Genomic DNA, 21,483 nt, shown 5'->3' on the forward strand with positions numbered 1-21,483 from the left:
CTTCCCGGGAGAGAAGGCACTGTTTAGCAGTGTCAGAGAGTTTGCATTCCTCATGCCTTTTGAGAATAGAAACGAAAGTAACTGTCTGCTGTAAAACAAGAAAATTCCGAGCGAAACGGCTACAACCATTCATCAAGTAAAGGACCCTCCGCCCCAAAGACCGGATCGCTGGCCGGGAAAGGCGCACGGGCAATGGCCTCAAGCATCTGCGGGGTGGCGGCATGGCGGCAAAGATCGAAGTCCTGCTCCGGTGGATAGGCGCCGACCACTGAAAAATCCGCACTGCTGCCTAAATTGCAGTGTCCGGTGCCAGCGGGAAGCAGCAGCACATCCCCTGCCCTGACGTTCACCACCCGTCCGTCCGGGCCACCCAACATCAGTTTTGCCTCACCGGCCACCACCCCCAGCACTTCGTGGGCATTGCTGTGGTAATGGTGATAATCAAACACGCCGTCTACCCATTGGGGAGGCCAGCCGTTACTGGCGAACAGGGTCTGCGCCGCCTTTACGCTCACCGGCGCGGCAATACCCTGCGAATAGAGTAAAACAGGCAGCCTGGGGTTATTGGGCACCCACTGATGCGGCGCTAACAGAAACGCCTGGGTTGTCGGCGCCGGGAAATCATCGACCATAACACCTCCTTTCAATGCCTCGTGTCTCTTTAGGGTAGAAGAGTTTCCCTCTGTACACCTGTTCGCTTGCCTGAACGCGTGCCTGACACAACGCCGGGCGTTAACTGTCACTGCCCGCGGGATGCGCGAAAAGATACTCTACGGGCTGGCGCTTTCGCGCTGCCATTTTCTGCGCACGTTCGTTATTCCCCCTGCCCCACCAGCAAGCACACCTGTCGACATTTGCACCAATATAGCCATCAAAATGATGCATTGTGCAGCTAAAAGCCCCAAAAAACCTTGTTTTCGCACCTGGCACAAAAATGGCATAACAAAAACAAACCTAACCAGTTAGTCAACAATCAGGGGTGCAGGGGAATGAGCCAGATAATGTACGCGCCAACGTCCGCCGTCGTAACACTGAAACCGACGGCGTCCACCGCACGGCCTGCCATTAAGGTAAATCAGGCCAATGTGATTTACCCGGCAGCCGATCAGCCTGTTCACGCGCTGAAAGATATCAATCTGACGATTCGCCAGGGTGAGTTCGTTTCCTTTATTGGCCCCTCCGGTTGCGGTAAGACCACGCTGCTGCGCGCCATTGCCGATCTCGAACCCATTACTTCCGGCGAAGTGCTGGTCAACGACATGACGCCTTCAGAGGCCCGCCAGGCGGGCGCCTATGGTTATGTGTTTCAGGCACCGGTGCTCCTGCCGTGGCGTACCGTACTCACGAACGTGATGCTGCCGCTGCAAATTCAGGGCGTACCGCCGGAGCGCTGCGACGAGATTGCCCGCGAACAGCTGGCTCGCGTAGGGTTAAAGGGATTTGAGAAGAAGTTCCCGTGGCAGCTTTCCGGCGGGATGCAACAGCGCGTGTCCATTGCCCGCGCGCTCGGGTTTGAGCCGAAAATTCTGATGATGGATGAGCCATTTGGCGCCCTGGACGAGCTGACCCGAGACAATCTTAATCAGCAGTTGCAACAGCTATGGTTCAATGCGCAGCGCACCATGGTGTTTGTCACACACTCCATTTCCGAAGCGGTTTATCTGTCGACCAAAATCGTCGTGATGTCGCCGCGTCCAGGGCGCATCGTGAAGGTGATTGACTCTCCGCTCCCTGCCCAGCGCACCCTCGATATCCGCGATACGCCGGCGTTTTTGCAACTGGCCGCAGAGGTGCGCGAGGCGCTGGTGGAGGGGCATCATGACCATTAACCGTCGCTTACAGCTCCATGCCCTTCCCATTGGTACCGTGCTGCTGGCGGCGTTCATGCTCTGGTACCTGCTGGCGTTTGCGCTTAATGCGTCCGGCGTTATTGACCGGGTTCTGGCCCCCCGTGGGCCCTGGACAAGCGGTGATCTGATCTACGCCTCGCTAAACGCCAGCCGCCCGTTACTGCCCGCTCCACATCAGTTAATGGTTGATATCTGGAATAGCGTCACCGGGTGGCCTGTGACCTCGCCACGTAATCTGCTGCTGCATACCTGGGTGACTGCCAGTGCGGCGCTGACGGGCTTTGCGATGGGTGTCGTGCTCGGCGTGCTCCTGGCCATTTGTATCGTCCACTCCCGCACCCTTGATAAAGCGCTCATGCCCTGGATTGTCGCGTCGCAAACTATTCCGGTACTGGCCATTGCCCCCATTGTGCTGATTATTCTCGGCAGTGTGGGCATCACCGGCCTGCTCCCCAAAGCGACCATCGCCATGTATCTCTGCTTCTTCCCGGTCACCATTGCCACGGTACAGGGGCTGCGCTCGCCGCAAAAAATGGAGATGGAGCTGGTGTATACCTATGCCGCTCGCCGCCTCGACACCTTCTGGATGGTGCGTCTGCCCTCCTCTCTGCCGTATCTCTTTCCGGCCTTTCGCGTTGCCATTGCCAGTGGCCTGGTGGGCACGATGGTCGCCGAATTGCCCACCGGGGCACAGGCAGGACTCGGCGCGCGTTTGCTGACCGGGTCTTATTACGGCAACACCCTGCAGATTTGGTCAGCGCTGGTGATGGCTTCACTCCTCGGCCTTTTTCTGACCGGACTGGTGACCTTAACGGAGCGTCTGGTGATTCGCCAGCGTAAGGGGGCATGATGAAGACCAAAGCGATACCGGGGACGTTTTTCGTGGTGAGCGCCTTTGTGCTGGCGGTGCTGGCGCTGATTCAGTTGAGCCTGATGCCCCACGCCGTACCCGCCCTCTCAGCCAACGCTTTACTGCTGGTGGTCACTACGCTACTCGCCTGCTCCACCCGCCGTCTGTGCTCAATGCTGTTCGCGGTAAGCCTGGCAGTGAGCGCCGCCTGGCTCATCTCGCTGCCTTACCATGCGTTGAGTACGGCTGTTCTGGCGTTGCTCGCCATGGTCAGCGTGCAGCGCCTCGCTCAGGCAAGCACGCCTGCCGGGGCCGTCGCCGCTTTGCTCGGTCTGTGGTTCATCTTGTTCTGGCAGATTCTGGTGACCGGCTACGCCGTCCCGCAGGTCATTCTGCCTGCGCCCATCGATATTCTTGCCGCGCTGGTGGACAGCATGTCGTTGCTGGCAGGGGACCTGGTGCAGACGGTGGTTAAGTCGGTACTCATCGGGTATCTGTTGGGCTGTGGCTTAGGCATTGGCGTGGCGCTGTTGATTGACCGTGTTCCCTTTTTGCAACGTGGCCTGTTACCCGTCGCCAGCCTCACCAGCACCATCCCGCTGGTGGGTGTCGCCCCCATCGCCGTGATGTGGTTTGGTTTTGACTGGCCGTCAAAAGCGGCGGTGGTGATCCTTGTCACCTTCTTCCCGGCGCTGGTTAGCACCCTGGCGGGTCTAAAAGCCAGCGGCAAGCTGGAGCAGGAGTTGATGTACTGCTACGCCGCCACACCGCGTCAGCGTTTACTGATGCTGCGCCTGCCCGCTGCGCTGCCGTTTATTTTTAGCGCCCTGAAAGTCAATGCCACGCTGGCGCTGATCACCGCTATCGTCGCGGAGTATTTCGGCTCACCCACCGCAGGGCTGGGCTTTCGCATTTCAACCGAATCGGCACGCATGCATATGCCGGTAGTGTGGTCCGCCATTCTGGTCTCTTCCCTGGCCGGTTCACTCATTTATGCCCTGCTGGTGCGGTTAGACCGCCGGGTCAATTTCTGGCACCCCTCCCTGCGAGGGGACGCTGCTGCGAAGTAAAAAACATGGTGATGCACATTAACCCGAGGAGTTATCCAATGATGAAACGTTCTGCTTTTTGCCGGGGGTTGTTGCTGGCGGCAATGTCAGCCTCTTTTGCCTTTTCTGCCCAGGCCGCAGAGAAAGTGACGTTGCAGTTAAAATGGCTGCCGCAATCGCAGTTTGCGGGCTATTACGTGGCGCAGGAAAAAGGGTTTTATAAAGAGGAAGGGCTGGATGTCACCATCAAGCCCGGTGGGACGGATATCTCCCCGGTGCAGGTGATTGCCGGGAAATCGGCGGATGTGATCGTCAACTGGCTGCCGGATGCGCTGGCCTCGCGCGAAGCAGGGGTTCCGCTGGTCAACATCGCCCAGGTTTACGACCGCTCCGGGATGATGCTGACCTGTAAAAAATCGAGCGGCATTAAAACCCCGGCGGACTTCAAGGGCAAAACCCTTGGCGTCTGGTACGGCGGCAACGAGTACCCGTTCTTTAACTGGATGAGCAAGCTCAACCTGAAGCCGGGCAAAGACATCACCATCCTCAAACAGGGCTTTAACGTCGATCCGTTGCTCCAGGATCAGGCAGCCTGTATCTCGACCATGAATTACAACGAGTACTGGCAGTTGATCGACGCCGGGTTAAAAGAAGCGGATCTGATCTCCTTCCCTTATGAGGATCAGGGCGTCTCTACGCTGGAAGACGGGCTGTATGTGCTGGAATCTAATCTGAAAGATCCGGCCTTCGTCGCCAAAATGGCCAAATTCCTCAAAGCCTCGTTTAAGGGCTGGGACTATGCCGTGAAGCACCCGGAAGAAGCAGCCAAAATCGTGGTTGCGGAAGATGCGTCCGGTTCCGCGACCGAAGAAGTGCAAACGCGCCAGATGGAGAACGTGGCGAAGCTCATCACCAACGCCAACACGCCAAAAATCGGCTATCTCGATCCGTCGGCCTACCGTCGCACCGTGGATGTGCTGCTTCATAGCGGCGGCGACACGCCGGTCATCAAGAAAGATCCCGGTGACAGCGCCATGACCCACAGCGTCTGGGATGCCGCAGCAAAACTGAAATAATCCCCATGCCAGGGACGGCAACTTCAACAGGAGCCAGCCATGAACGAGGGACTGCTTAGCAGCGTCGCAGAATCACTGGATAAAGGGCGTATTCGTCAGGACAACGAGGCCATTATCCTCTCTGCTGCCGAGCGGGTCTTTGCCCGCTACGGCTTTCGCGGCACCACCATGCAGCAAATTGCCGATGCGGCCGGCCTGCCGAAAGCCAATCTGCATTACTACTTTGGCAATAAGCAGACCCTCTACCTGCGCGTACTTGAAGAGATCCTGCAGGACTGGCTGGCGCCGCTGGAAAGCCTTTGTGCCAGCGCCGATCCAAAAACATCACTGGCAGACTATGTCGGCAAGAAAATTGCCTTCAGCTTTGAGCGCCCTGAAGCCTCACGGCTGTTTGCCAACGAGATCTTACAGGGTGCCCCGGTAGTCTCGCCGCTACTAAAAACGCAGTTGCACGACCTGGTGGCACAAAAGGCGCGCATTCTCGACTGCTGGATCGCTGGCGGAAAGCTGCGTCAGATGGATACCACGCACTTCTTCTTTACCGTCTGGTCGATGACCCAGACCTACGCCGATTTTGATATTCAGATTGCCGCCGTGCTGGGGAGTGATTCCCGCACCAAAGATGCTCAGGCCCGGGCAACGGCGCACGTATTTGACTGCCTGTGGCGGATTTGTGGCTTAGAGGAAGAGCAGTAACCCTGCCGTAAAGCGGCAAAAAATCACGATCATGGTGCGAATTGCACCAAAAATAAGCAAAAAATGCGACAGATCCGTCTCATTTATGTTGAGGATACCTGAACGAAGGGGCTTTCAAAGCGCAACGTCAAAAATGGCACGTAAATAGCAAGGTTATTTCGCAAAAACTTAACCATCTGGTCAGGATTTTTACGCCAGGGCGCACTCACCCTGCTAACGCTTCAGGAGAACCCTTTATGAGCAATGAATCACCTATCAGCACGCCGGGGATCCAGCCAGGTCGGTGTGCCCCCACTGACTATGCCCGCGCCTTTGCGGATTGCGCGCCTCCGCTAAACGCAGCCCAGGCGGTGGTAGAGGCCGAACGCTGCCACTACTGTTTTGATGCCCCTTGTACCCGCGCCTGCCCGGCGGAGATAGACGTACCCAGCTTTATACAGCGTGTCGCCCAGGGCAACCCACGCGGAGCCGCTGAGATCATTCTGCGGGCCAATATCCTGGGGGGCACCTGTTCCCGCGTCTGCCCTACCGAAACCCTGTGTGAGCAGGTTTGCGTGCGTCACGCTCAGGACGGCCGCCCCCTTAATATTGCGCTTTTGCAACGCCACGCCACCGATCGTTACTTTGCCGCGCCCGGCAAACCGCTGTTTAACCGCGCGCCGGCGACCAGCAAACGCGTAGCCGTGGTGGGTGCCGGTCCGGCCGGGCTGACGGTCGCCCATCATCTGGCGATTGCCGGGCATGAAATCGACCTTTTCGATGCTCGTAGCAAAGCCGGCGGCCTGAACGAGTACGGCCTTGCCCGTTACAAAATCACCGATGATTTTGCCGCCAGAGAGGTGGACTGGCTGCTTTCGATAGGCGGCATCACGCTGCATTGCGAAAACGCGTTGGGAAGCGATTTCACCCTTAGCGATCTGCGTGAAGACTACGATGCGGTGTTCCTCGGTCTGGGCCTGAGCGGCGTGAACCAACTGGACAGCATCGACATAGAACCGGAAGGCGTGTGCGAAGCGGTGGATTTTATTGCCGGGCTACGCCAGTGCGACGATCTCAGCCAGTTCGCCGTCGGGCGCGACGTGGTGGTGATTGGCGGAGGCATGACCGCCGTGGATGCCGCGGTACAGGCAAAAAAACTCGGTGCGCGGGAGGTGACGCTGGTCTATCGCCGGGGCGAGGCTGAGATGAAAGCGTCAGAAAAAGAGCGGCAGTGGGCCAGAGAGTGTGGCGTCAGCGTGCGATTTTGGGCAGCCCCTCTGCGCTTTGAAACCCGTAACCATCAGCTTACCGGCGTCACCTTCAGCGTGATGCAACCGGGGCCTACGGGGCTGGAATCCTGCGACGAGCAGTTCACCCTGCCCGCCGATATGGTGCTGAAAGCCATCGGTCAGACGTTCGACCCGACCCCGGTGGCACATGCTGTTCCACTCAGGCAGGGGCGGATCGCCATTGACGATAACGGTCGTACCGCATTGCCCGGCGTGTGGGCCGGTGGCGACTGCTGCGCCGGTGGACTCGATCTTACCGTTGATGCGGTTCGCATGGGCAAACTTGCTGCCCGCTCTATGGCACTGGCGCTGGCGATACCCGCCGCCGATGCCGCTAATGCCACCGCTTTTCAGGAGCGCATTCATGGCTAGTTTACAGACCGATTTTCTGGGTATTAAAAGTCCAAACCCCTTCTGGCTGGCCTCCGCGCCGCCAACCGATAAAGAGTACAACGTGGAGCGTGCCTTTCAGGCGGGCTGGGGCGGCGTGGTCTGGAAAACGCTGGGTCAGGACCCGCATGTGGTTAACGTCAACGGCCCGCGCTACGGCACGCTGACTGGAGCCGACCGGCGCATTCTCGGGCTCAATAACATTGAACTGATTACTGACCGATCGCTTGCCCTCAACCTCGAAGAAATCACCCGCATTAAACAGCGCTGGCCCGACCGGGCGGTGGTGGTGTCTCTCATGGTGCCGTGCGAAGAAGAGGCCTGGCGCACCATTCTGCCGCAGGTTGAAGCGACTGGCGCAGACGGCATTGAACTCAACTTTGGCTGCCCGCACGGCATGAGCGAACGCGGCATGGGCGCGGCGGTGGGTCAGGTGCCAGCCTATATCGAGCAGGTCACCCGCTGGTGTAAGCAGTACTGCAGCCTGCCGGTTATCGTCAAACTCACGCCTAATATCACCGATATTCGCTATCCGGCGCGGGCAGCACGCGCTGGCGGTGCCGACGCGGTGTCGCTGATCAATACCATTAATTCGGTGATCGGCGTGGATCTCGACACGATGCTGATGTCGCCCCATACCGGGGACAAGGGATCGCACGGTGGCTACTGCGGTCCGGCGGTGAAGCCTATCGCGCTGAATATGGTTTCCGAAATTGGCCGCGATCCAGAGACGCGTGGTCTGCCGATCTCCGGCATTGGCGGCGTATCAACCTGGCGCGATGCGGCGGAGTTTATCGCGCTCGGCTGCGGCACCGTGCAGGTCTGCACGGCGGTGATGGTGCACGGCTTCCAGATCGTCCGCGACATGGTCAGCGGGCTGGAAAACTACATGGATGAGAAAGGGTTTCGCACTCTGGATGACTTTCGCGGCATGGCGCTGCCGAGCGTGACCGACTGGCGCTATCTCAACCTCAATCATGTAGACAAAGCGGTCATCGACCAGGACGTCTGCATTAAATGCGGACGCTGCCATCTGGTATGTGAAGACACATCTCATCAGGCGATTGCAGCTATTACCGAAGGCGAGCGTCGCTTTGACGTTCTTGAGGAAGAGTGCGTCGGCTGTAACTTATGCGCCTCCATTTGCCCGGTGGAGAACTGCATCTCGCTGCGCAGTTTGCAGCCAGGTGAAGTGGATAAGCGCACCGGCAAGGTGGTGACGGACGTGTATGCCAACTGGACTACGCATCCGAATAACCCGATGGCGAGGTCAGCATAGAGGTGCGGCGTTTTCCCCTCACCCTAACCCTCTCCCCGGTGGGGCGAGGGGACCGTTCGTGCTCGCATTTTTTTGTGGGAATCCCTCAGCCCTCAGGGAGAGGGAGAAAGGCGCACCCCATTCAATAATAAGCACTCTGGAGAACATGACACATGCGTAATCTGTTGATTAAAGGCGGCACCGTTGTTAACGCAGACCACCAACGGCGCGCCGATGTGCTATGCGTCGACGGCGTGGTCGCCGCTGTCGGGGACGCCTCTCAGTGGGACATCCCCGCCTCGACCGAAACCCTCGATGCGGGCGGGCTGTACGTCATGCCGGGCGGCATCGACCCGCACACCCACATGAATTTTCCGTTTATGGGCACCACCACGGTGGATGATTTCTTCAGCGGCACCTCTGCGGCCCTCGCAGGAGGGACCACGACCATTATCGATTTCGTGATTCCAAACCCGCAGCAACCGCTGATGGAGGCTTATCAACAATGGCGAGGCTTCGCAGAAAACGCCGCCGCTGATTACAGCTTTCACGTCGCCATCACCTGGTGGGATGAGAGCGTGCGCCAGGACATGGGTACGCTGGTGCAACAGGAAGGGGTCAACAGCTTTAAACACTTTATGGCCTATAAAAACGCCATCATGTGCGATGACGAAACCCTGATGAACAGCTTCCGCCGCTGCCTGGAACTGGGGGCCATGCCCACCGTACATGCTGAAAACGGCGAGATGGTCTGGCTGCTGCAACAAGAGCTGTTGAAACAGAGGATAACCGGGCCGGAAGCCCACCCGCTCTCCCGTCCTCCCGAAGTCGAAGGTGAGGCAGCTAACCGCGCCATCACCGTCGCCAGCATTATGGGGGTGCCGATTTATGTGGTCCACGTTTCCTGCCGGGAATCCGCAGAGGCCATTGCGCGTGCCCGCAGTCGGGGGCAGCGCGTCTACGGTGAAGTGCTGGCAGGACACCTGGTCATTGACGACAGCGTTTATCGCCACCCGGATTTCAACATCGCCGCGGCCCACGTCATGAGCCCGCCGTTCCGTGATAAATCCCACCAGTCGGCACTCTGGCACGGGTTGCAGTCTGGTCAGCTTCACACCACCGCCACCGATCACTGCACCTTCTGCACCAGCCAGAAAGCGGCGGGCAGCGATAACTTCACCAAAATACCCAACGGCTGCGGCGGCGTAGAAGAACGCATGGCGGTGCTGTGGGATGCGGGTGTCAATAGCGGACGCCTGACGCCGAGCGAGTTTGTCGCCATTACGTCCGCCAACACCGCGCGGTTGTTCAATCTCTACCCGCGTAAAGGCTGTATCGCGCCAGGGGCTGACGCTGACCTGGTGCTGTGGGACCCGATGGGCAGCAAAACGCTCTCCGCCCGTACCCACCACTCACGTAATGATTTCAATATTTTCGAAGGGCGCACCGTGACGGGGGTACCGGCCTTTACCGTCAGCCAGGGCAACGTGGTCTGGGCCGAGGGCGAACTGCGGGTGCGTGAAGGCGCAGGGCGTTACATCAAACGCCCGGCCTTCGGCCCCGATTTCAGCGCCGCTGCCGTATGGGAACGCCATCGTGCCCCGAAAGCCGTCATCCGTTAATCATCTTTCAAAGAAGGAGTCACTCATGAACAGTGAAGTCGTTTCGTTAAAGACCAGCACGACCAATATCGAAAACCTGCGAATTAATGGCGATCGCTTGTGGCAGTCGCTAATGGAACTGGCGCAAATTGGTGCGACGCCGAAAGGCGGTGTTTGCCGCCTGACGCTCACCGACCTTGATCGCCAGGGGCGCGACCTGGTGATCGGTTGGGGCAAAGCCGAAGGGTTATCCGTCGAAGTGGATAAGATTGGCAATGTGTTTATGCGGCGGGCCGGTCGCGATAACACGCTGCTGCCGATTGTGGCGGGCAGCCATATTGATACCCAGCCAACCGGCGGTAAGTTTGACGGCAATTTCGGCGTACTCGCCGCGCTGGAAGTGATCCGCACCCTCAACGAGCAAGGGATTGAAACGCAAGCGCCCGTTGAAATGGTGTTCTGGACTAACGAAGAGGGGTCACGTTTTGTTCCGGTGATGATGGGCTCGGGCGTGTTTGCCGGCGTGATTCCCCTTGAGGTCGCTTATGCCGCGACCGACACCGAAGGAAAAACGGTAAAAGATGAACTGACTAAAATCGGTTATGCGGGCGATGTAACACCGGGCGACCACCCCATCGGGGCCTACTTTGAAGCGCATATTGAGCAAGGCCCGATCCTGGAAGATAAAAATATCGATATTGGCGTCGTGCAGGCCGTGCTGGGTATCCGCTGGTATGACTGCATCGTCACCGGAATGGAGTCCCATGCTGGCCCTACCCCGATGGCGATGCGCAAAGATGCCTTGCAGGTTGCGACGCGCATCATGCAGGAAGTGGTGAATATTGCGGGCCGTCACGCTCCTCATGGTCGTGGCACCGTCGGCATGGTGCAGGTGCATCCCAACAGCCGTAATGTGGTGCCGGGCAGCGTGAAATTCTCCATCGATTTTCGCAATATGACCGATGCCGACGTGGATGACATGGACGCGGCATTAAAAGCCTTCCTGCAAAAGCTCGAAACAGAGACCGGGCTGGGCATCGCGCTACAACAGGTCTCCCACTATCCTGCTGCGCCTTTCCATCCTGATTGTAAAGAGGCCGTACGCAATGCAGCACAGAAACTGGGCTATTCATCGATGGACATCGTTTCCGGCGCCGGGCACGATGCCGTTTATATGAGCATGCTCGCACCTACCGGAATGATTTTTATTCCCTGTAAAGACGGTATCAGTCACAATGAAATTGAATATTCGTCACCGGAACAGGTTACGGCCGGGGCAAATGTCTTATTACACGCTATGCTGGAAAAAGCCGGGGCCGTGTCGAGGCCGTAGTCTCATTTGATGAAAAGATGACCCGGTTACAGGCAATCGGGTCATTTCGCTATTTAGCTGGACAATTTTTCACAGATATTTCGCTTTATGACCCTCTGTTTACGCATAAGGGATTTGACTTAAGTCCCTCAGAAGTTTACAAAAGATGCTGCCTTCTGTAAGACCCACTTGCGACGTTGCATTTCGCTCCCCTTCTTTTCGCCGCTCAGGGAAAATGACGAGGGCTAGCCGGTCACGACTTGTAACCGGACCTGATATTTGCAGGCATTTGTATGGAGTATCCCATGTTTTCTTTTGTCGCCCGCCAGGCGATTTTTGACGAAAATATGAACACGGTCGGTTACGAACTGTTGTTCAGAGACAGTATGACGAACCGGTTTCCCGACGTTACTCCGGAATATGCCACTGCCCAAATCATCGTAGAACAGTTTCTTGGCGCGCCTCTCGGTCGTTTGAAAGAGTACAGCGCCATTTTCGTTAACTTTCCCTATGAACTGCTGGTTCAGGGCATGGCGGAGACGCTGCCTAAAGATCGCGTTATCGTCGAGATTCTCGAAACGGCAGAGCCGACGCCACGCCTGCTGAAAACGGTCAAGCAACTGTCCAAACACGGTTTTCGCATCGCATTGGATGACTTTGAACTCGGCGATACCTGGAATGAATTTTTACCCTACGTCAGCATTATTAAGTTTGATGTACGGGTAAATACCGCAGAAGAGATAAAACATTATATTCAGGACAAAGCCGACCTGCTTGAGGGAACGGTCTTTCTGGCCGAGAAGGTGGAAACGCTTGAAGAGTATGAATGCTTTCGCCAGGTCGGCTGCACGCTTTTCCAGGGGCATTTTTTCAGCAAACCCGTTATTCATGCGGGCAACAAACTGATTCAGAACCAGACCGTTACGCTGAAGCTGATGAAAGAAGCTAATGCGGATTCGCCGGATTTTGGCAAAATCGAAGCGTTGCTGAAGCAAGACCTGGCGCTCTCCTTCAAGCTGATGCGCTATGCGCAAAACATTGTGTTTAACGCACGCGGCATTAAAAATTTCCGCAGCCAGTCACTGAAAGACATCATCTTCTATCTCGGTACTAATGAACTGCGACGTTTTGTGCTGGTTGCCTGCCTGACCTCCGTTAACGTGGTCAAAACAGATGAGATTTATCACCAGAGCCTGATTCGCGGCAAGTTTTGCGAGCTGGCTGCGGCGCGCTCCATTAGCCGTCACTCCTCCGATGATGCCTTTATTGTGGGGCTTTTCTCCCAGCTGGACAGCATTTTTGAAATGCCGATGGCGGACCTGATTGGTCAGATTGATGTTTCCTCAAGCGTCATGATGGCGCTAAAAGAGCAGCGCGGCCCGCTCTACCCCTATTTGCATCTGGCTATTTTGTACGAAGATCATAAGTGGGAAGAGGTCAGCGCGCTGGGTCACCGCCTCGGTCTGAATCGTAGCGTCATCGCCGAACTGGTGAAAACCGCCACCCAGTGGGCGGATGAGATCCCGACCGGCGGGGCACATTAGCCCTGCTGCGTTATTCGTAATTAACAATAACCTCAATGGCCGCTCTGGCCGGGCCGGCCTGGGGTATCGCTTCCGTCTGGATAAAACGGGCTGCCATTTTGATGGTGGCAGGTTTGGCAACTGAACCGATGGGAGTAATGGTGGCAGGGTAGCCCGCGACCAGTGAGTTCAGCGAAATTGGGATATTAAATGTCACCGGTTTTGCAGGGTTTACGCCTGTCCCTTGTGTACTGTAATCCCCCCATGCAAGCTGAACGCCGTATCCCTGAGCTCCACCCGCATCCAGCGCAATCGTGCCATTGAGCGCATTGGCGAGATAGTCACTCACAATCGTTGACGAGTAAGGAATCACCTTTATTGAGGGTGCGCGATTAGGGTTATTTTTGCCGCTATTCACATTATTGTTTCCGCCATAGCCCCAGGCCTTAACCGGACACTCCACATCAAAACTGGCGTCGCGCCACTCTGAAAAGCGATTGAAGTTAAAATGCTTACCCAGCAGTACCGTTTGGTTCCTTTTTTTGAGATTGCAGGTACCGATATAATAATTAGCCGTACCAAGGAGACTGCGTTGACTGATTATCCAGAAAGTAGGGCTAAGTGCACGATCAGCGGTCATTATTGAGGGATTGAGATAATCGCTGCCACTTGCGGGCATAATACCCTGTAAGACCGTTGGCCCGACGATCCCAACAGGCGAAGCTAAATCAGGTATATCACCAGGTATTTTCCAGATCCGAATAATAACATTCTGGTGACGCCAGGTATTCCCCATCGGACTAGTACTTGCAACCTGATAAGATGGCCAGGCCGGAATAGCGGCATTACCCGCACTTGTGGAGTTCACTGAAATACCAAGACCATTAATATTGGATGGAAAAATAAGATAACCTGACTGTGAGCTATCCGGGCTCCCCAGCACATTAGTTAGAGTATTAGCAGTGATAGCGACATTTCCGCCTGCTGGTGAACTAAAACAATAAGCGGAAACATCACCCACAATGCGCTGTTGTAAGGTATAGAGAATGGTGTAGTCAGCAATATGCGAACTGATAGTGATATTAACAGGCGATATTTCAACATTAAGAGGGGTAGGACTGTTGCCTGACGAGCAGGTAATTTCTGCGGCATTTACTTTTGCCCCATAGCTTAAACAAAGAGATATCATAAAAAACACCTCTTTTACTGGAGCCAATAAAAAGATCTGATAAATTATAGTTCTAATATATTTCCTCATAGTCATTAACACTCTTTGCAAGAGATAAAAAGCTTACCAACCAGAGGTTAATACTAACGTTTAACTTTTATGCCTACAACCTACTCCAAATCCTAAAAATTTTTTTAAAAATCCGTGATTCAATAGATTACTTCGACTTAACTTTTTGAGGGTAAAATGGAACAAACTACAAATTACACCCCCCAAAAATTGAAAATGCCACTTGTTTACATTAGTAATATTCACGCAATAGTTTGCCCATTTTGGAAGACAGAGCGCAGTATTATTATCATAAGCTAATTTGCAAAGCCGATTATTTAATATCAGAAATAAAAAAGGCGGCAATCAGAAATTGCCACCGAAATATGACAAAAGAGAAGAAGAGTGTAATTAAGGCGCCGCTGCCGCCAGGGTACCGCCCGGTGTTGCAGTACGCCCCGGTGCCTGATACGTCTGACACGGCATGGTGAACTGCTGTGGTAGCCCCTGCATTTCTTTGTCTAATGGTTCAGGGGCAAGCACATAGCTGACCTGGCAGCGATTATGCATTTCTTCGCCCCATTTCACCACCAGCGTACCTTTGTCTTCTTCAACGCGGGCATAAATCAGCCCACCCTGAGTAACGGTACCGACGTTGGCATTTTTCTCGTCAAAGACTTCCGCTCCAAACGGAACCGGTTCGCCACCGAACATCGAGCGAATCAGTACGGCTGTCCCACGATGGGTTTCAAATTTCACTTTCACCACCGCCCCGGCACGCGGCACCACATTTTGCGATGTGTTTTCGAACTCGACATCCAGCGAAGAACCTTCCGGATCGATCCCCACGCTGTTCATGCTGTATGGCACCAGAGACGGATAAAGCGCGTAGCCGAACATATCCACTTCCGCACCAGCATAACCGGCCACTTTAGCCCCTTTAGCGCCTTTGGCTTCAATCAAGGCGAAGGTATCACTGTTAAACGGTGATAAGGTGATGCCACCCGAGTGAACTACAGCCGCTCCGTTCATACTGAGGGAGGTACTTTTATAATCGCGCCCCTGGCTATAGCTGCCGTTTAAGGTCGCTGCGCTGCCCTGCCAGCCTGCACCGACGCTGCTGGAGGTGCCGCTATATTTGTCATGGCTGGCGGTCATGTTGTAGTTGTATTTATTATTTTCCCCGAATGTCCCGGAGACCATTGCCTGCTCACCTTTTCCGCCATTGCTATCCTGGTTATAACGCAAGCTAAGATAAGGTGCGCGCGTTTCATAACTTTCCCATAACGGCATCGAGAGACCCAAGTACCAGTTGGTCTGTTCCTGCCCGGAGGCCGATTTGCTGCGCCCGACGTTTAAATTGTAATTAACGCGCCAGAGATTGTTGGAATAGCCCATCTGGTAATATTTGTTATAACCCTGCTTACTGTTCCAGTAGTTCTCTATAGACGCGCTGGTATAGATATTACCCCAGCCCTCCGGTAACCCCTGACTCAGGCTGAGTGTAAAGCGGTTTTTGGAACGCAAGACGCTGTTAACGCTGTAGCCTTCTTTCACATAATCACGGGCCTGCAGGGCAGTGAGGAACTCCATATAGTTTTTACTGGAGAACCGGTAGGCTGCCAGGGTGATATTACTATCAGTTTCGTTGATAAGCTTACTGTAACTAAGCCGATAACTTTGCCCTTTGAGCTTACCGCCACCTTTTTCTCCCACATCGCTGACGGAATAGGTGACGTCAGCACTCAACGCGCCAAGGAAAGTCCCCAGTGCGGTACCCAACTGTGCAGACTGATAATGTTTACTGAACTGTACGCCGCTATAGGCGGTGAAATAGTTATTCAGACCACGCTGATAGGTGGCTTCGTAGAACATCGGTTCACTGGAGGTATTAGTTTCACGTAATTTACCCGCCGTAAAGCTGTATTCCTGCACGCCTGGGCGTAACAATTGGGCAACAGAAGCGTAGGCCATCGTGTACTGTTGAACGCTGCCATCAGCTTCAGTGATCGTAATATCCAGATCGCCCCCGTAACCCGCCGGGTACAGATCATCAATAACAAACGCACCCGGTGTGACGGTGGTTTCATAAATGATATTACCTAACTGACGGACGGTGACTTTGGCATTGGTTTTAGCTACACCGCGAATTTCTGGCGCATAGCCACGCTGCGCATCCGGCAGCATACGCTCGTCACTGCGAATACTCGCCCCCGTGAAGGGTAAGGAGCTAAAAATTTGCCCTGTGGTGTTACTTTCACCCGCGACAAACTGGCTGCGCAGGGCGGCAATATCACGCTGAATATAGGTATTGGTGACGTTGTACTCGCCACCATTATCTTTATCCCAGTTGTAGGAACCGTTATGGCGTAACTGCCAGGCACCGATATTCAGCCCAGCGTTGAGCGAGGCAAACATTGAACGAGAGTCATAACCCCCGCTGTAGCTGGAGTCATAACCATTTAAATAATAGCCGAGGGTGAGTGCCGGAATACCGCTTTCCCACAGTTCAGGGCTGACCGCGCCGCGCATGACCCGGCTCATCATCGCCTGCGGAATGGTGATGTCCAGCCGCTGCTCGCCGCTGTCAAAAGCCACTTTGGCCTGCGGAATGAGGCTTTCCAGGTCGGTACAGGGGTGCGCCGCTTCTACTGTTTCCCGGGCTTCGGTGGAGAGACGGTCTTCTTTCAGGCTAATCAGGCGCACCAGTTTCGGAGTTAAGCAGGGGTAAACGCGTTTATCGGCGCCCTCTTTAAACTCCACCTCTTCACCGTTGGTAATAGGCATGTCATTGACATAAATGCTGGTACGGTATTTTCCTGGCGTGGCACTCGCGCCACGGGTGAAGCGATCGAGGTCCACCTTATTATGACCCAACATGCGTAGCAGGTCGTCTTCAAATTCCACCACGTTACGGGAGTATTCATCGGGGTTCGCGGCGGCAATTTCTTCCATATCCTGATTGGCAATATCCTCCGCCCAGACGGGGAACGCCATTAATAAGGATAACGCCACTGGCGACAGTCGGCCACGAAATGGCGATGTTTTAGATTTGGCGTTAGAAGATTCCATGAGCAACTCCGGCAATAATCCGTTATTCCATTAATTGCAAAAAAAAGAGGTATTGATAATTTATTTATTAATTTTTCGGCTGAGCCGACGTTAACGCACCATAATCGTTAATGGCGTGATAGGTTATTTTCGTTACATCAGTTACGCTACCAATACCGGGGAATTTATAATGCTGTGTTTCCCCCGGTGAAATCATTTTCCCGTCGATAATCTTCCCACCATATTGAATCACCTGCAAGGAGACATAATACGGGGTGGGATTGGTGACATTGACACCGTCTTTCGCTGGCTGCCATTTCAACTGGCCAATAGCCTGTAGTGAATTGCCTTTTAACCCTGCCGGGCGGTAAAACAATTTAATGCGCGAGCGAAACGCAATATTCAGACGACTTTGATCTTCTTTGACACCTTTCGCTTTTGACGGCACTTCCAGCACATTCACCCAGAAAACAGACTCTTTATCCTGCGGTAAAGGTGGGGAACCCAAATAGGTAATACGTAACGTCTGGGATTTCCCCGGATCAATACGGTTAATGGGCGGCGTTAATACAAAGGGCACGCCAATTTTAGACGGTACGGCTTTTTCTTTTCCCGCATCCATCCAGTTCTGCACTAATACCGGTGTTTTATTGCTGTTAGTAACGGTAACGGTGACTTCTTTTTTCTTACCGTTATAAATTACGCGTGTGCCACTAAGCACAACACTCGCCTGCGCCAGTTGGACTCCACAGGTCGCCAAAGCGATGAGGGCTACCACAGCGCATTTATATAAATGGCGCAATCCCATATGCACTCCTGTTAGCAGAAAAAGAAAAGGGGCAATCTCTGCCCCTTAAGACATTACTCGTAATACAGATCGTAAGTAACGAAGCTGCGCAGCATACCTGCGTCAACAGTGATATCAGTTGAAATGTAGCGCACGTAGTAAGGCAGCAACGTTTTGTCGGGAGTAGCCAGAGCAGCAGAGGTGTTACTTGCCATCTGACTTGTGGCATCACCCACTTTAATAACCGAAAGATCATTATTCAGCAGTTGCAACTGCACATTTTTAGAACTGCCATTAGGGTTTGAACTTAAATCGGTAGGAAATGTGCGGGTACCGGCACCGCCTGCAACTTCAGCGATGTTTTTTAAGTAACCCGTCGTCATATCGACGTTATTGAAGGTATCAGAGGTGAAAGTCGTACTTGTAGTGCTACCCGGCGCGTAATAGTTGTTTGTCTTATTAGCATCGGACAGTGTACCGCCAAAAATTGCACGGACTTTGTTCACTGTATGTGAAGTATTCTTCGGCAAGCCATTGGCATCTCTGTCCGCAACTTTGCCCAGTGTGCACGCAGAAGCGCCCGAAGTAATATCGGCTCTCACGGCAATATTGAATTTTGTCAACCCCGCGGTTTTACCCTTCGCACCGTTAAGCAGACTTTTTGCAACTACTGGCAAAATAACAGTGTTACTGGTGTCACCAGGAGTTCCCGCTGTGCCTGCTGCCGTGCCATCGACAGCGGCATAGCAGGTGGTATCTGAAATTTCACCGATAAACTCAATGGTACCGCCGTTCAGGGTCTCGGGGTCGGCATGCGCCACACCCATGGTCAGTGCAGTCAGCACAGATGATGCAATCAGAAGCTTTTTCATATTGTGATGTCCCATAATAGAGATAAAAAAATGCAAACGTCCATTTGCTTAATGAGTAAGCAGATAAAGATGGCTGTGCCGTTATCAACACTTTCGGCGACAGGCAAGTCGGAACCAGCAAGAGATTTATTCGCGACACGCCATCTTTTCGTCGGTAAATTTATCTTTAAATGCGAAACGTGCATAACACCTGCAATGCTAAACACGGAAAACCACAATAAGCTTAAAAATCAGCATAAAAAACCAATCACAAAGGAGATAGGCAGTGTTTAATATTTTTCACTTAATAAATTATTGACCGGAATCAATTCATCTATTCCTTTTTTTCCGTATTTTTTTTCGCTTTTTTTAGCGCGTTAAAAACGAACTAAATTTTTACGCTTTAAAAACAGCGTATTAGAGCAGCTCCGTTACGGGGGCAGTTATTCTTTTTTCGTAAGGTAAATGTAATTTATGTTGCAGGATTTTTCTTATAAGGATAATTAATATTGATAACGTAAATATTTAATGGATATAAAAGCCGAACCTATAATTCCGGAAAATATGTTTTTTCCGAAAAAATGGAATGACACACTTATTATATTCTCCCGTTTCCATGAAGGCCGTATACTCGTTGTGCAGTTAGCGTATATTTCGCCAACTGCGTCAGACGTAATACATCAAGGATGAGAATAATGAACAAAGTATTATTCGGCTACTATATAGGTCAAGACATTCAGTTCGACATTATTCACAAACATCTGATCAACACCGGTGGAAAAGTGAAACCGGGTAAACGCAGCAGGATCCCTTTGCGTGATACCAAGCTGCGTCTGTTGATGTTTTTGCTGGCGAATGGCGATAAAGGCGTGATTACCACACATCGGCTGCTGGTCAATGTCTGGGATAAATATGGCTTACGCTCTTCGGCACCGCGCCTTTGGCAAGTGATGCAGGACCTGAAACTGACGCTCAGTTTGATGGGTATTGAGGATGACTTTATCAGTCGGGTAGACAATAAAGGTTACCAGGTAAAAACGGAGATCGTGACGGCACTTTATTGCGAGAAACGTTTACAAATCCAGCAAACCTATGTTCCTCCCGTTGAGGTCATGATGAAGCCTTTGCAACACTCCGCCTGACCTGCGGCACCCGTCTTTTCTGTAACGTTCAGGCAGCGCATTCGTCCGGTTTTTATTCCATTAGGTAATCGATCACATCTTCGTTATTCATGATAATTATTTATACATGTGGCATTTACTTACAGGCTCACTAGATTGAAGGGGCTTTTGTAACGAATGGCCATGTGGTCTCCCCTTCTGAAGAGAGGGATTTCCCTTCAGAAGGGGTATTTTTTACAGTGTGATGGTGGGTCAGGCGTCAATGGTCTTCTGACCGGCGGCTATCACCCGGTTACGCCCCTGCTTTTTTGCTGCATAGAGCGCGTTGTCGGCTTTATTTATCAATGTGCTGGCAATCATATGCTGCGGCAGATTTTCCGCAAACGCGCTTTCACAATCTAACGTAGCAACACCGATACTGATACTCAAAAACCCCAAAGGGCTGGAGGAATGAGGCAGTTTGAGGCCGTTGATTTTTTCACGTAAACGCTCTGCTACCGTCAGCGCGGCCGCTCTGTTGCTGTCCGGCAATATGACCAGAAATTCCTCTCCGCCATAGCGGCTGACATTATCATCACTTCTGGTTAATGACGCGATCAGCGCCTGGGCCACCGTTTTCAGGCACTCATCGCCTGCCTGATGCCCCTGGCTGTCGTTGTACAGTTTAAAAAAATCGATATCGAGCAAACAGATGGAAAGCGGGGATTTGAGCTGGTGGGCACGCGCGATCTCACTCAGCAGGCATTCATCCATGTAGCGTCGATTAAACAGCCCGGTCAGATGATCGTGCTGCGCATGCCGCTGAAGCACCTGGTTGGCCCCGGCCAGCTTCTGCTCTGCCTGGCGACGAGCGGTAATGTCCACCCATGTCACGGAGAGCCCGACCACATTGCTGCTGGCATCACTGACCGCAACAGACTGCGTATCATAGCACCGGTCATGCCAGATGATTTCTCGCCCCGGAATGCTCTCGCCCATATCGGCTAATGCAAAATCTTCTTCAAACAGATGCCAGAATTCCGGCATCAGTTCTGAGAGATGCCGCTGGGTCAGTTCCTGAGAATCATTGCTTAACAGCAGGGTCATGGCTTTGTTAGACATCACCAGATGCCCGTGCCGGTCAATCATGCAAAGCGCGACTGGCGTTGTCTCATATATGGTTTCGAGCTGGAGTACGCGCTCACCTAAATTGGAAATGTTACGATCGACCCCACGGTAGCCACGCAATTCTCCACTCTCATCAAACAGCGGGATGCCGCTGGTTTCCAGTACGACAATACGCCCGTCGGCACGCCTGTTGCGATTGACCAACCCCGAAAAGGCCCGCTTTTCGGTGACGATTTCAAGAAATGCGCGTCCAACACGTTCTGCTTCCCCTGCCGGCATAAAATCAAAAGGCGTTTTGCCAATCACTTCTGCTGTCGGGTAGCCAAGCAGGTCAGTGACCACATCCGAAGACCAGGTATAACGCCCCTGCGCGTCGACTTCCCACACCCAGTCTGAGTTGTAATTCAATAATTCATACAGGTGATTAACATCGTCATTCTGCAGTGTCATCTGCTTTTTCTTATCATTCATCATTAT

At 53.4% G+C, this 21,483-nt stretch carries 17 protein-coding genes; 11 read left to right on the plus strand and 6 right to left on the minus strand.

Annotated features, from left to right (window positions below; translation table 11 throughout):
- Positions 1-119 precede the first annotated feature (119 nt).
- Complete coding sequence (locus tag ACUY4Q_RS17730; protein ID WP_458044022.1) at positions 120-632, minus strand: cupin domain-containing protein; 513 nt, start codon at positions 630-632, stop codon at positions 120-122.
- 357 nt (positions 633-989) lie between these two features.
- On the opposite strand from ACUY4Q_RS17730, the gene ACUY4Q_RS17735 reads away from it, so the two are divergent.
- The 10 genes from ACUY4Q_RS17735 (at position 990) to ACUY4Q_RS17780 (ending at position 12,894) form a co-directional block, all read left to right on the plus strand.
- Positions 990-1,829 (plus strand): ABC transporter ATP-binding protein, encoded by an 840-nt coding sequence (locus tag ACUY4Q_RS17735; protein WP_458044023.1) that lies wholly within the window; start codon positions 990-992, stop codon positions 1,827-1,829.
- Entirely contained in the window at positions 1,819-2,700 is an 882-nt protein-coding gene (locus ACUY4Q_RS17740; RefSeq protein ID WP_458044024.1) for an ABC transporter permease, read from the plus strand. The genes ACUY4Q_RS17735 and ACUY4Q_RS17740 overlap by 11 nt, the downstream gene beginning before the upstream one ends.
- Positions 2,697-3,770, plus strand: a complete 1,074-nt coding sequence (locus tag ACUY4Q_RS17745; protein WP_458044025.1) for an ABC transporter permease — start codon at positions 2,697-2,699, stop codon at positions 3,768-3,770. The genes ACUY4Q_RS17740 and ACUY4Q_RS17745 overlap by 4 nt, the downstream gene beginning before the upstream one ends.
- A gap of 38 nt (positions 3,771-3,808) precedes the next feature.
- Positions 3,809-4,825, plus strand: coding sequence for an ABC transporter substrate-binding protein (locus ACUY4Q_RS17750; RefSeq protein WP_458044026.1), 1,017 nt, complete (start codon positions 3,809-3,811; stop codon positions 4,823-4,825).
- Positions 4,826-4,864: 39 nt separating this feature from the next.
- Complete coding sequence (locus ACUY4Q_RS17755; protein ID WP_458044027.1) at positions 4,865-5,521, plus strand: TetR family transcriptional regulator C-terminal domain-containing protein; 657 nt, start codon at positions 4,865-4,867, stop codon at positions 5,519-5,521.
- A gap of 236 nt (positions 5,522-5,757) precedes the next feature.
- Positions 5,758-7,161, plus strand: coding sequence for an NAD(P)-dependent oxidoreductase (locus ACUY4Q_RS17760; RefSeq protein WP_458044028.1), 1,404 nt, complete (start codon positions 5,758-5,760; stop codon positions 7,159-7,161).
- Positions 7,154-8,458, plus strand: a complete 1,305-nt coding sequence (gene preA / locus ACUY4Q_RS17765; protein ID WP_458044029.1) for an NAD-dependent dihydropyrimidine dehydrogenase subunit PreA — start codon at positions 7,154-7,156, stop codon at positions 8,456-8,458. Before ACUY4Q_RS17760 ends, preA begins: the two co-directional genes overlap by 8 nt.
- Positions 8,459-8,610: 152 nt before the next feature.
- On the plus strand, positions 8,611-10,059 hold the full coding sequence (hydA, locus tag ACUY4Q_RS17770) for a dihydropyrimidinase (protein ID WP_458044030.1): 1,449 nt from the start codon (positions 8,611-8,613) through the stop codon (positions 10,057-10,059).
- A 25-nt stretch (positions 10,060-10,084) separates the two neighbouring features.
- Positions 10,085-11,371, plus strand: a complete 1,287-nt coding sequence (locus ACUY4Q_RS17775; RefSeq protein ID WP_458044031.1) for a Zn-dependent hydrolase — start codon at positions 10,085-10,087, stop codon at positions 11,369-11,371.
- A gap of 284 nt (positions 11,372-11,655) precedes the next feature.
- The gene (locus ACUY4Q_RS17780) at positions 11,656-12,894 is read left to right on the plus strand and encodes an EAL and HDOD domain-containing protein (protein WP_458044032.1); all 1,239 of its coding nucleotides are present in this window, start codon (positions 11,656-11,658) and stop codon (positions 12,892-12,894) included.
- A 10-nt stretch (positions 12,895-12,904) separates the two neighbouring features.
- On the opposite strand, the gene ACUY4Q_RS17785 is transcribed toward ACUY4Q_RS17780, so the two are convergent.
- The 4 genes from ACUY4Q_RS17785 to ACUY4Q_RS17800 all read right to left on the minus strand — a co-directional run bounded on the left by ACUY4Q_RS17785 (position 12,905) and on the right by ACUY4Q_RS17800 (position 18,799).
- Complete coding sequence (locus ACUY4Q_RS17785; RefSeq protein WP_458044033.1) at positions 12,905-14,137, minus strand: fimbrial protein; 1,233 nt, start codon at positions 14,135-14,137, stop codon at positions 12,905-12,907.
- Positions 14,138-14,500: 363 nt separating this feature from the next.
- Positions 14,501-17,161, minus strand: coding sequence for a fimbria/pilus outer membrane usher protein (locus tag ACUY4Q_RS17790; protein ID WP_458044034.1), 2,661 nt, complete (start codon positions 17,159-17,161; stop codon positions 14,501-14,503).
- 67 nt (positions 17,162-17,228) lie between these two features.
- Positions 17,229-17,861, minus strand: a complete 633-nt coding sequence (locus ACUY4Q_RS17795) for a fimbria/pilus periplasmic chaperone (protein WP_458044035.1) — start codon at positions 17,859-17,861, stop codon at positions 17,229-17,231.
- 140 nt (positions 17,862-18,001) lie between these two features.
- Positions 18,002-18,799, minus strand: a complete 798-nt coding sequence (locus tag ACUY4Q_RS17800; protein WP_458044036.1) for a fimbrial protein — start codon at positions 18,797-18,799, stop codon at positions 18,002-18,004.
- Positions 18,800-19,473: 674 nt separating this feature from the next.
- Here ACUY4Q_RS17800 and ACUY4Q_RS17805 point away from each other — a divergent pair.
- The gene (locus ACUY4Q_RS17805; RefSeq protein WP_458044037.1) at positions 19,474-19,920 is read left to right on the plus strand and encodes a winged helix-turn-helix domain-containing protein; all 447 of its coding nucleotides are present in this window, start codon (positions 19,474-19,476) and stop codon (positions 19,918-19,920) included.
- A 231-nt stretch (positions 19,921-20,151) separates the two neighbouring features.
- Here ACUY4Q_RS17805 and ACUY4Q_RS17810 read toward each other — a convergent pair whose 3' ends face one another.
- Entirely contained in the window at positions 20,152-21,456 is a 1,305-nt protein-coding gene (locus ACUY4Q_RS17810; protein ID WP_458044038.1) for a sensor domain-containing diguanylate cyclase, read from the minus strand.
- Positions 21,457-21,483 lie beyond the last annotated feature (27 nt).

It is taken from the genome of Phytobacter cepae (assembly GCF_054165735.1).

Excerpts from the sequence above, each read along its gene's own strand:
- ACUY4Q_RS17810 (WP_458044038.1), bottom strand. The coding sequence starts at position 21,456 with ATGACACTGCAGAATGACGATGTTAATCACCTGTATGAATTATTGAAT.
- ACUY4Q_RS17780 (WP_458044032.1), top strand. The coding sequence starts at position 11,656 with ATGTTTTCTTTTGTCGCCCGCCAGGCGATTTTTGACGAAAATATGAAC.
- ACUY4Q_RS17755 (WP_458044027.1), top strand. The coding sequence starts at position 4,865 with ATGAACGAGGGACTGCTTAGCAGCGTCGCAGAATCACTGGATAAAGGG.
- ACUY4Q_RS17735 (WP_458044023.1), top strand. The coding sequence starts at position 990 with ATGAGCCAGATAATGTACGCGCCAACGTCCGCCGTCGTAACACTGAAA.
- ACUY4Q_RS17730 (WP_458044022.1), bottom strand. The coding sequence starts at position 632 with ATGGTCGATGATTTCCCGGCGCCGACAACCCAGGCGTTTCTGTTAGCG.
- ACUY4Q_RS17785 (WP_458044033.1), bottom strand. The coding sequence starts at position 14,137 with ATGACTATGAGGAAATATATTAGAACTATAATTTATCAGATCTTTTTA.
- ACUY4Q_RS17805 (WP_458044037.1), top strand. The coding sequence starts at position 19,474 with ATGAACAAAGTATTATTCGGCTACTATATAGGTCAAGACATTCAGTTC.
- ACUY4Q_RS17740 (WP_458044024.1), top strand. The coding sequence starts at position 1,819 with ATGACCATTAACCGTCGCTTACAGCTCCATGCCCTTCCCATTGGTACC.
- ACUY4Q_RS17775 (WP_458044031.1), top strand. The coding sequence starts at position 10,085 with ATGAACAGTGAAGTCGTTTCGTTAAAGACCAGCACGACCAATATCGAA.
- ACUY4Q_RS17750 (WP_458044026.1), top strand. The coding sequence starts at position 3,809 with ATGATGAAACGTTCTGCTTTTTGCCGGGGGTTGTTGCTGGCGGCAATG.
- preA (WP_458044029.1), top strand. The coding sequence starts at position 7,154 with ATGGCTAGTTTACAGACCGATTTTCTGGGTATTAAAAGTCCAAACCCC.
- hydA (WP_458044030.1), top strand. The coding sequence starts at position 8,611 with ATGCGTAATCTGTTGATTAAAGGCGGCACCGTTGTTAACGCAGACCAC.
- ACUY4Q_RS17745 (WP_458044025.1), top strand. The coding sequence starts at position 2,697 with ATGATGAAGACCAAAGCGATACCGGGGACGTTTTTCGTGGTGAGCGCC.
- ACUY4Q_RS17800 (WP_458044036.1), bottom strand. The coding sequence starts at position 18,799 with ATGAAAAAGCTTCTGATTGCATCATCTGTGCTGACTGCACTGACCATG.
- ACUY4Q_RS17790 (WP_458044034.1), bottom strand. The coding sequence starts at position 17,161 with ATGGAATCTTCTAACGCCAAATCTAAAACATCGCCATTTCGTGGCCGA.
- ACUY4Q_RS17760 (WP_458044028.1), top strand. The coding sequence starts at position 5,758 with ATGAGCAATGAATCACCTATCAGCACGCCGGGGATCCAGCCAGGTCGG.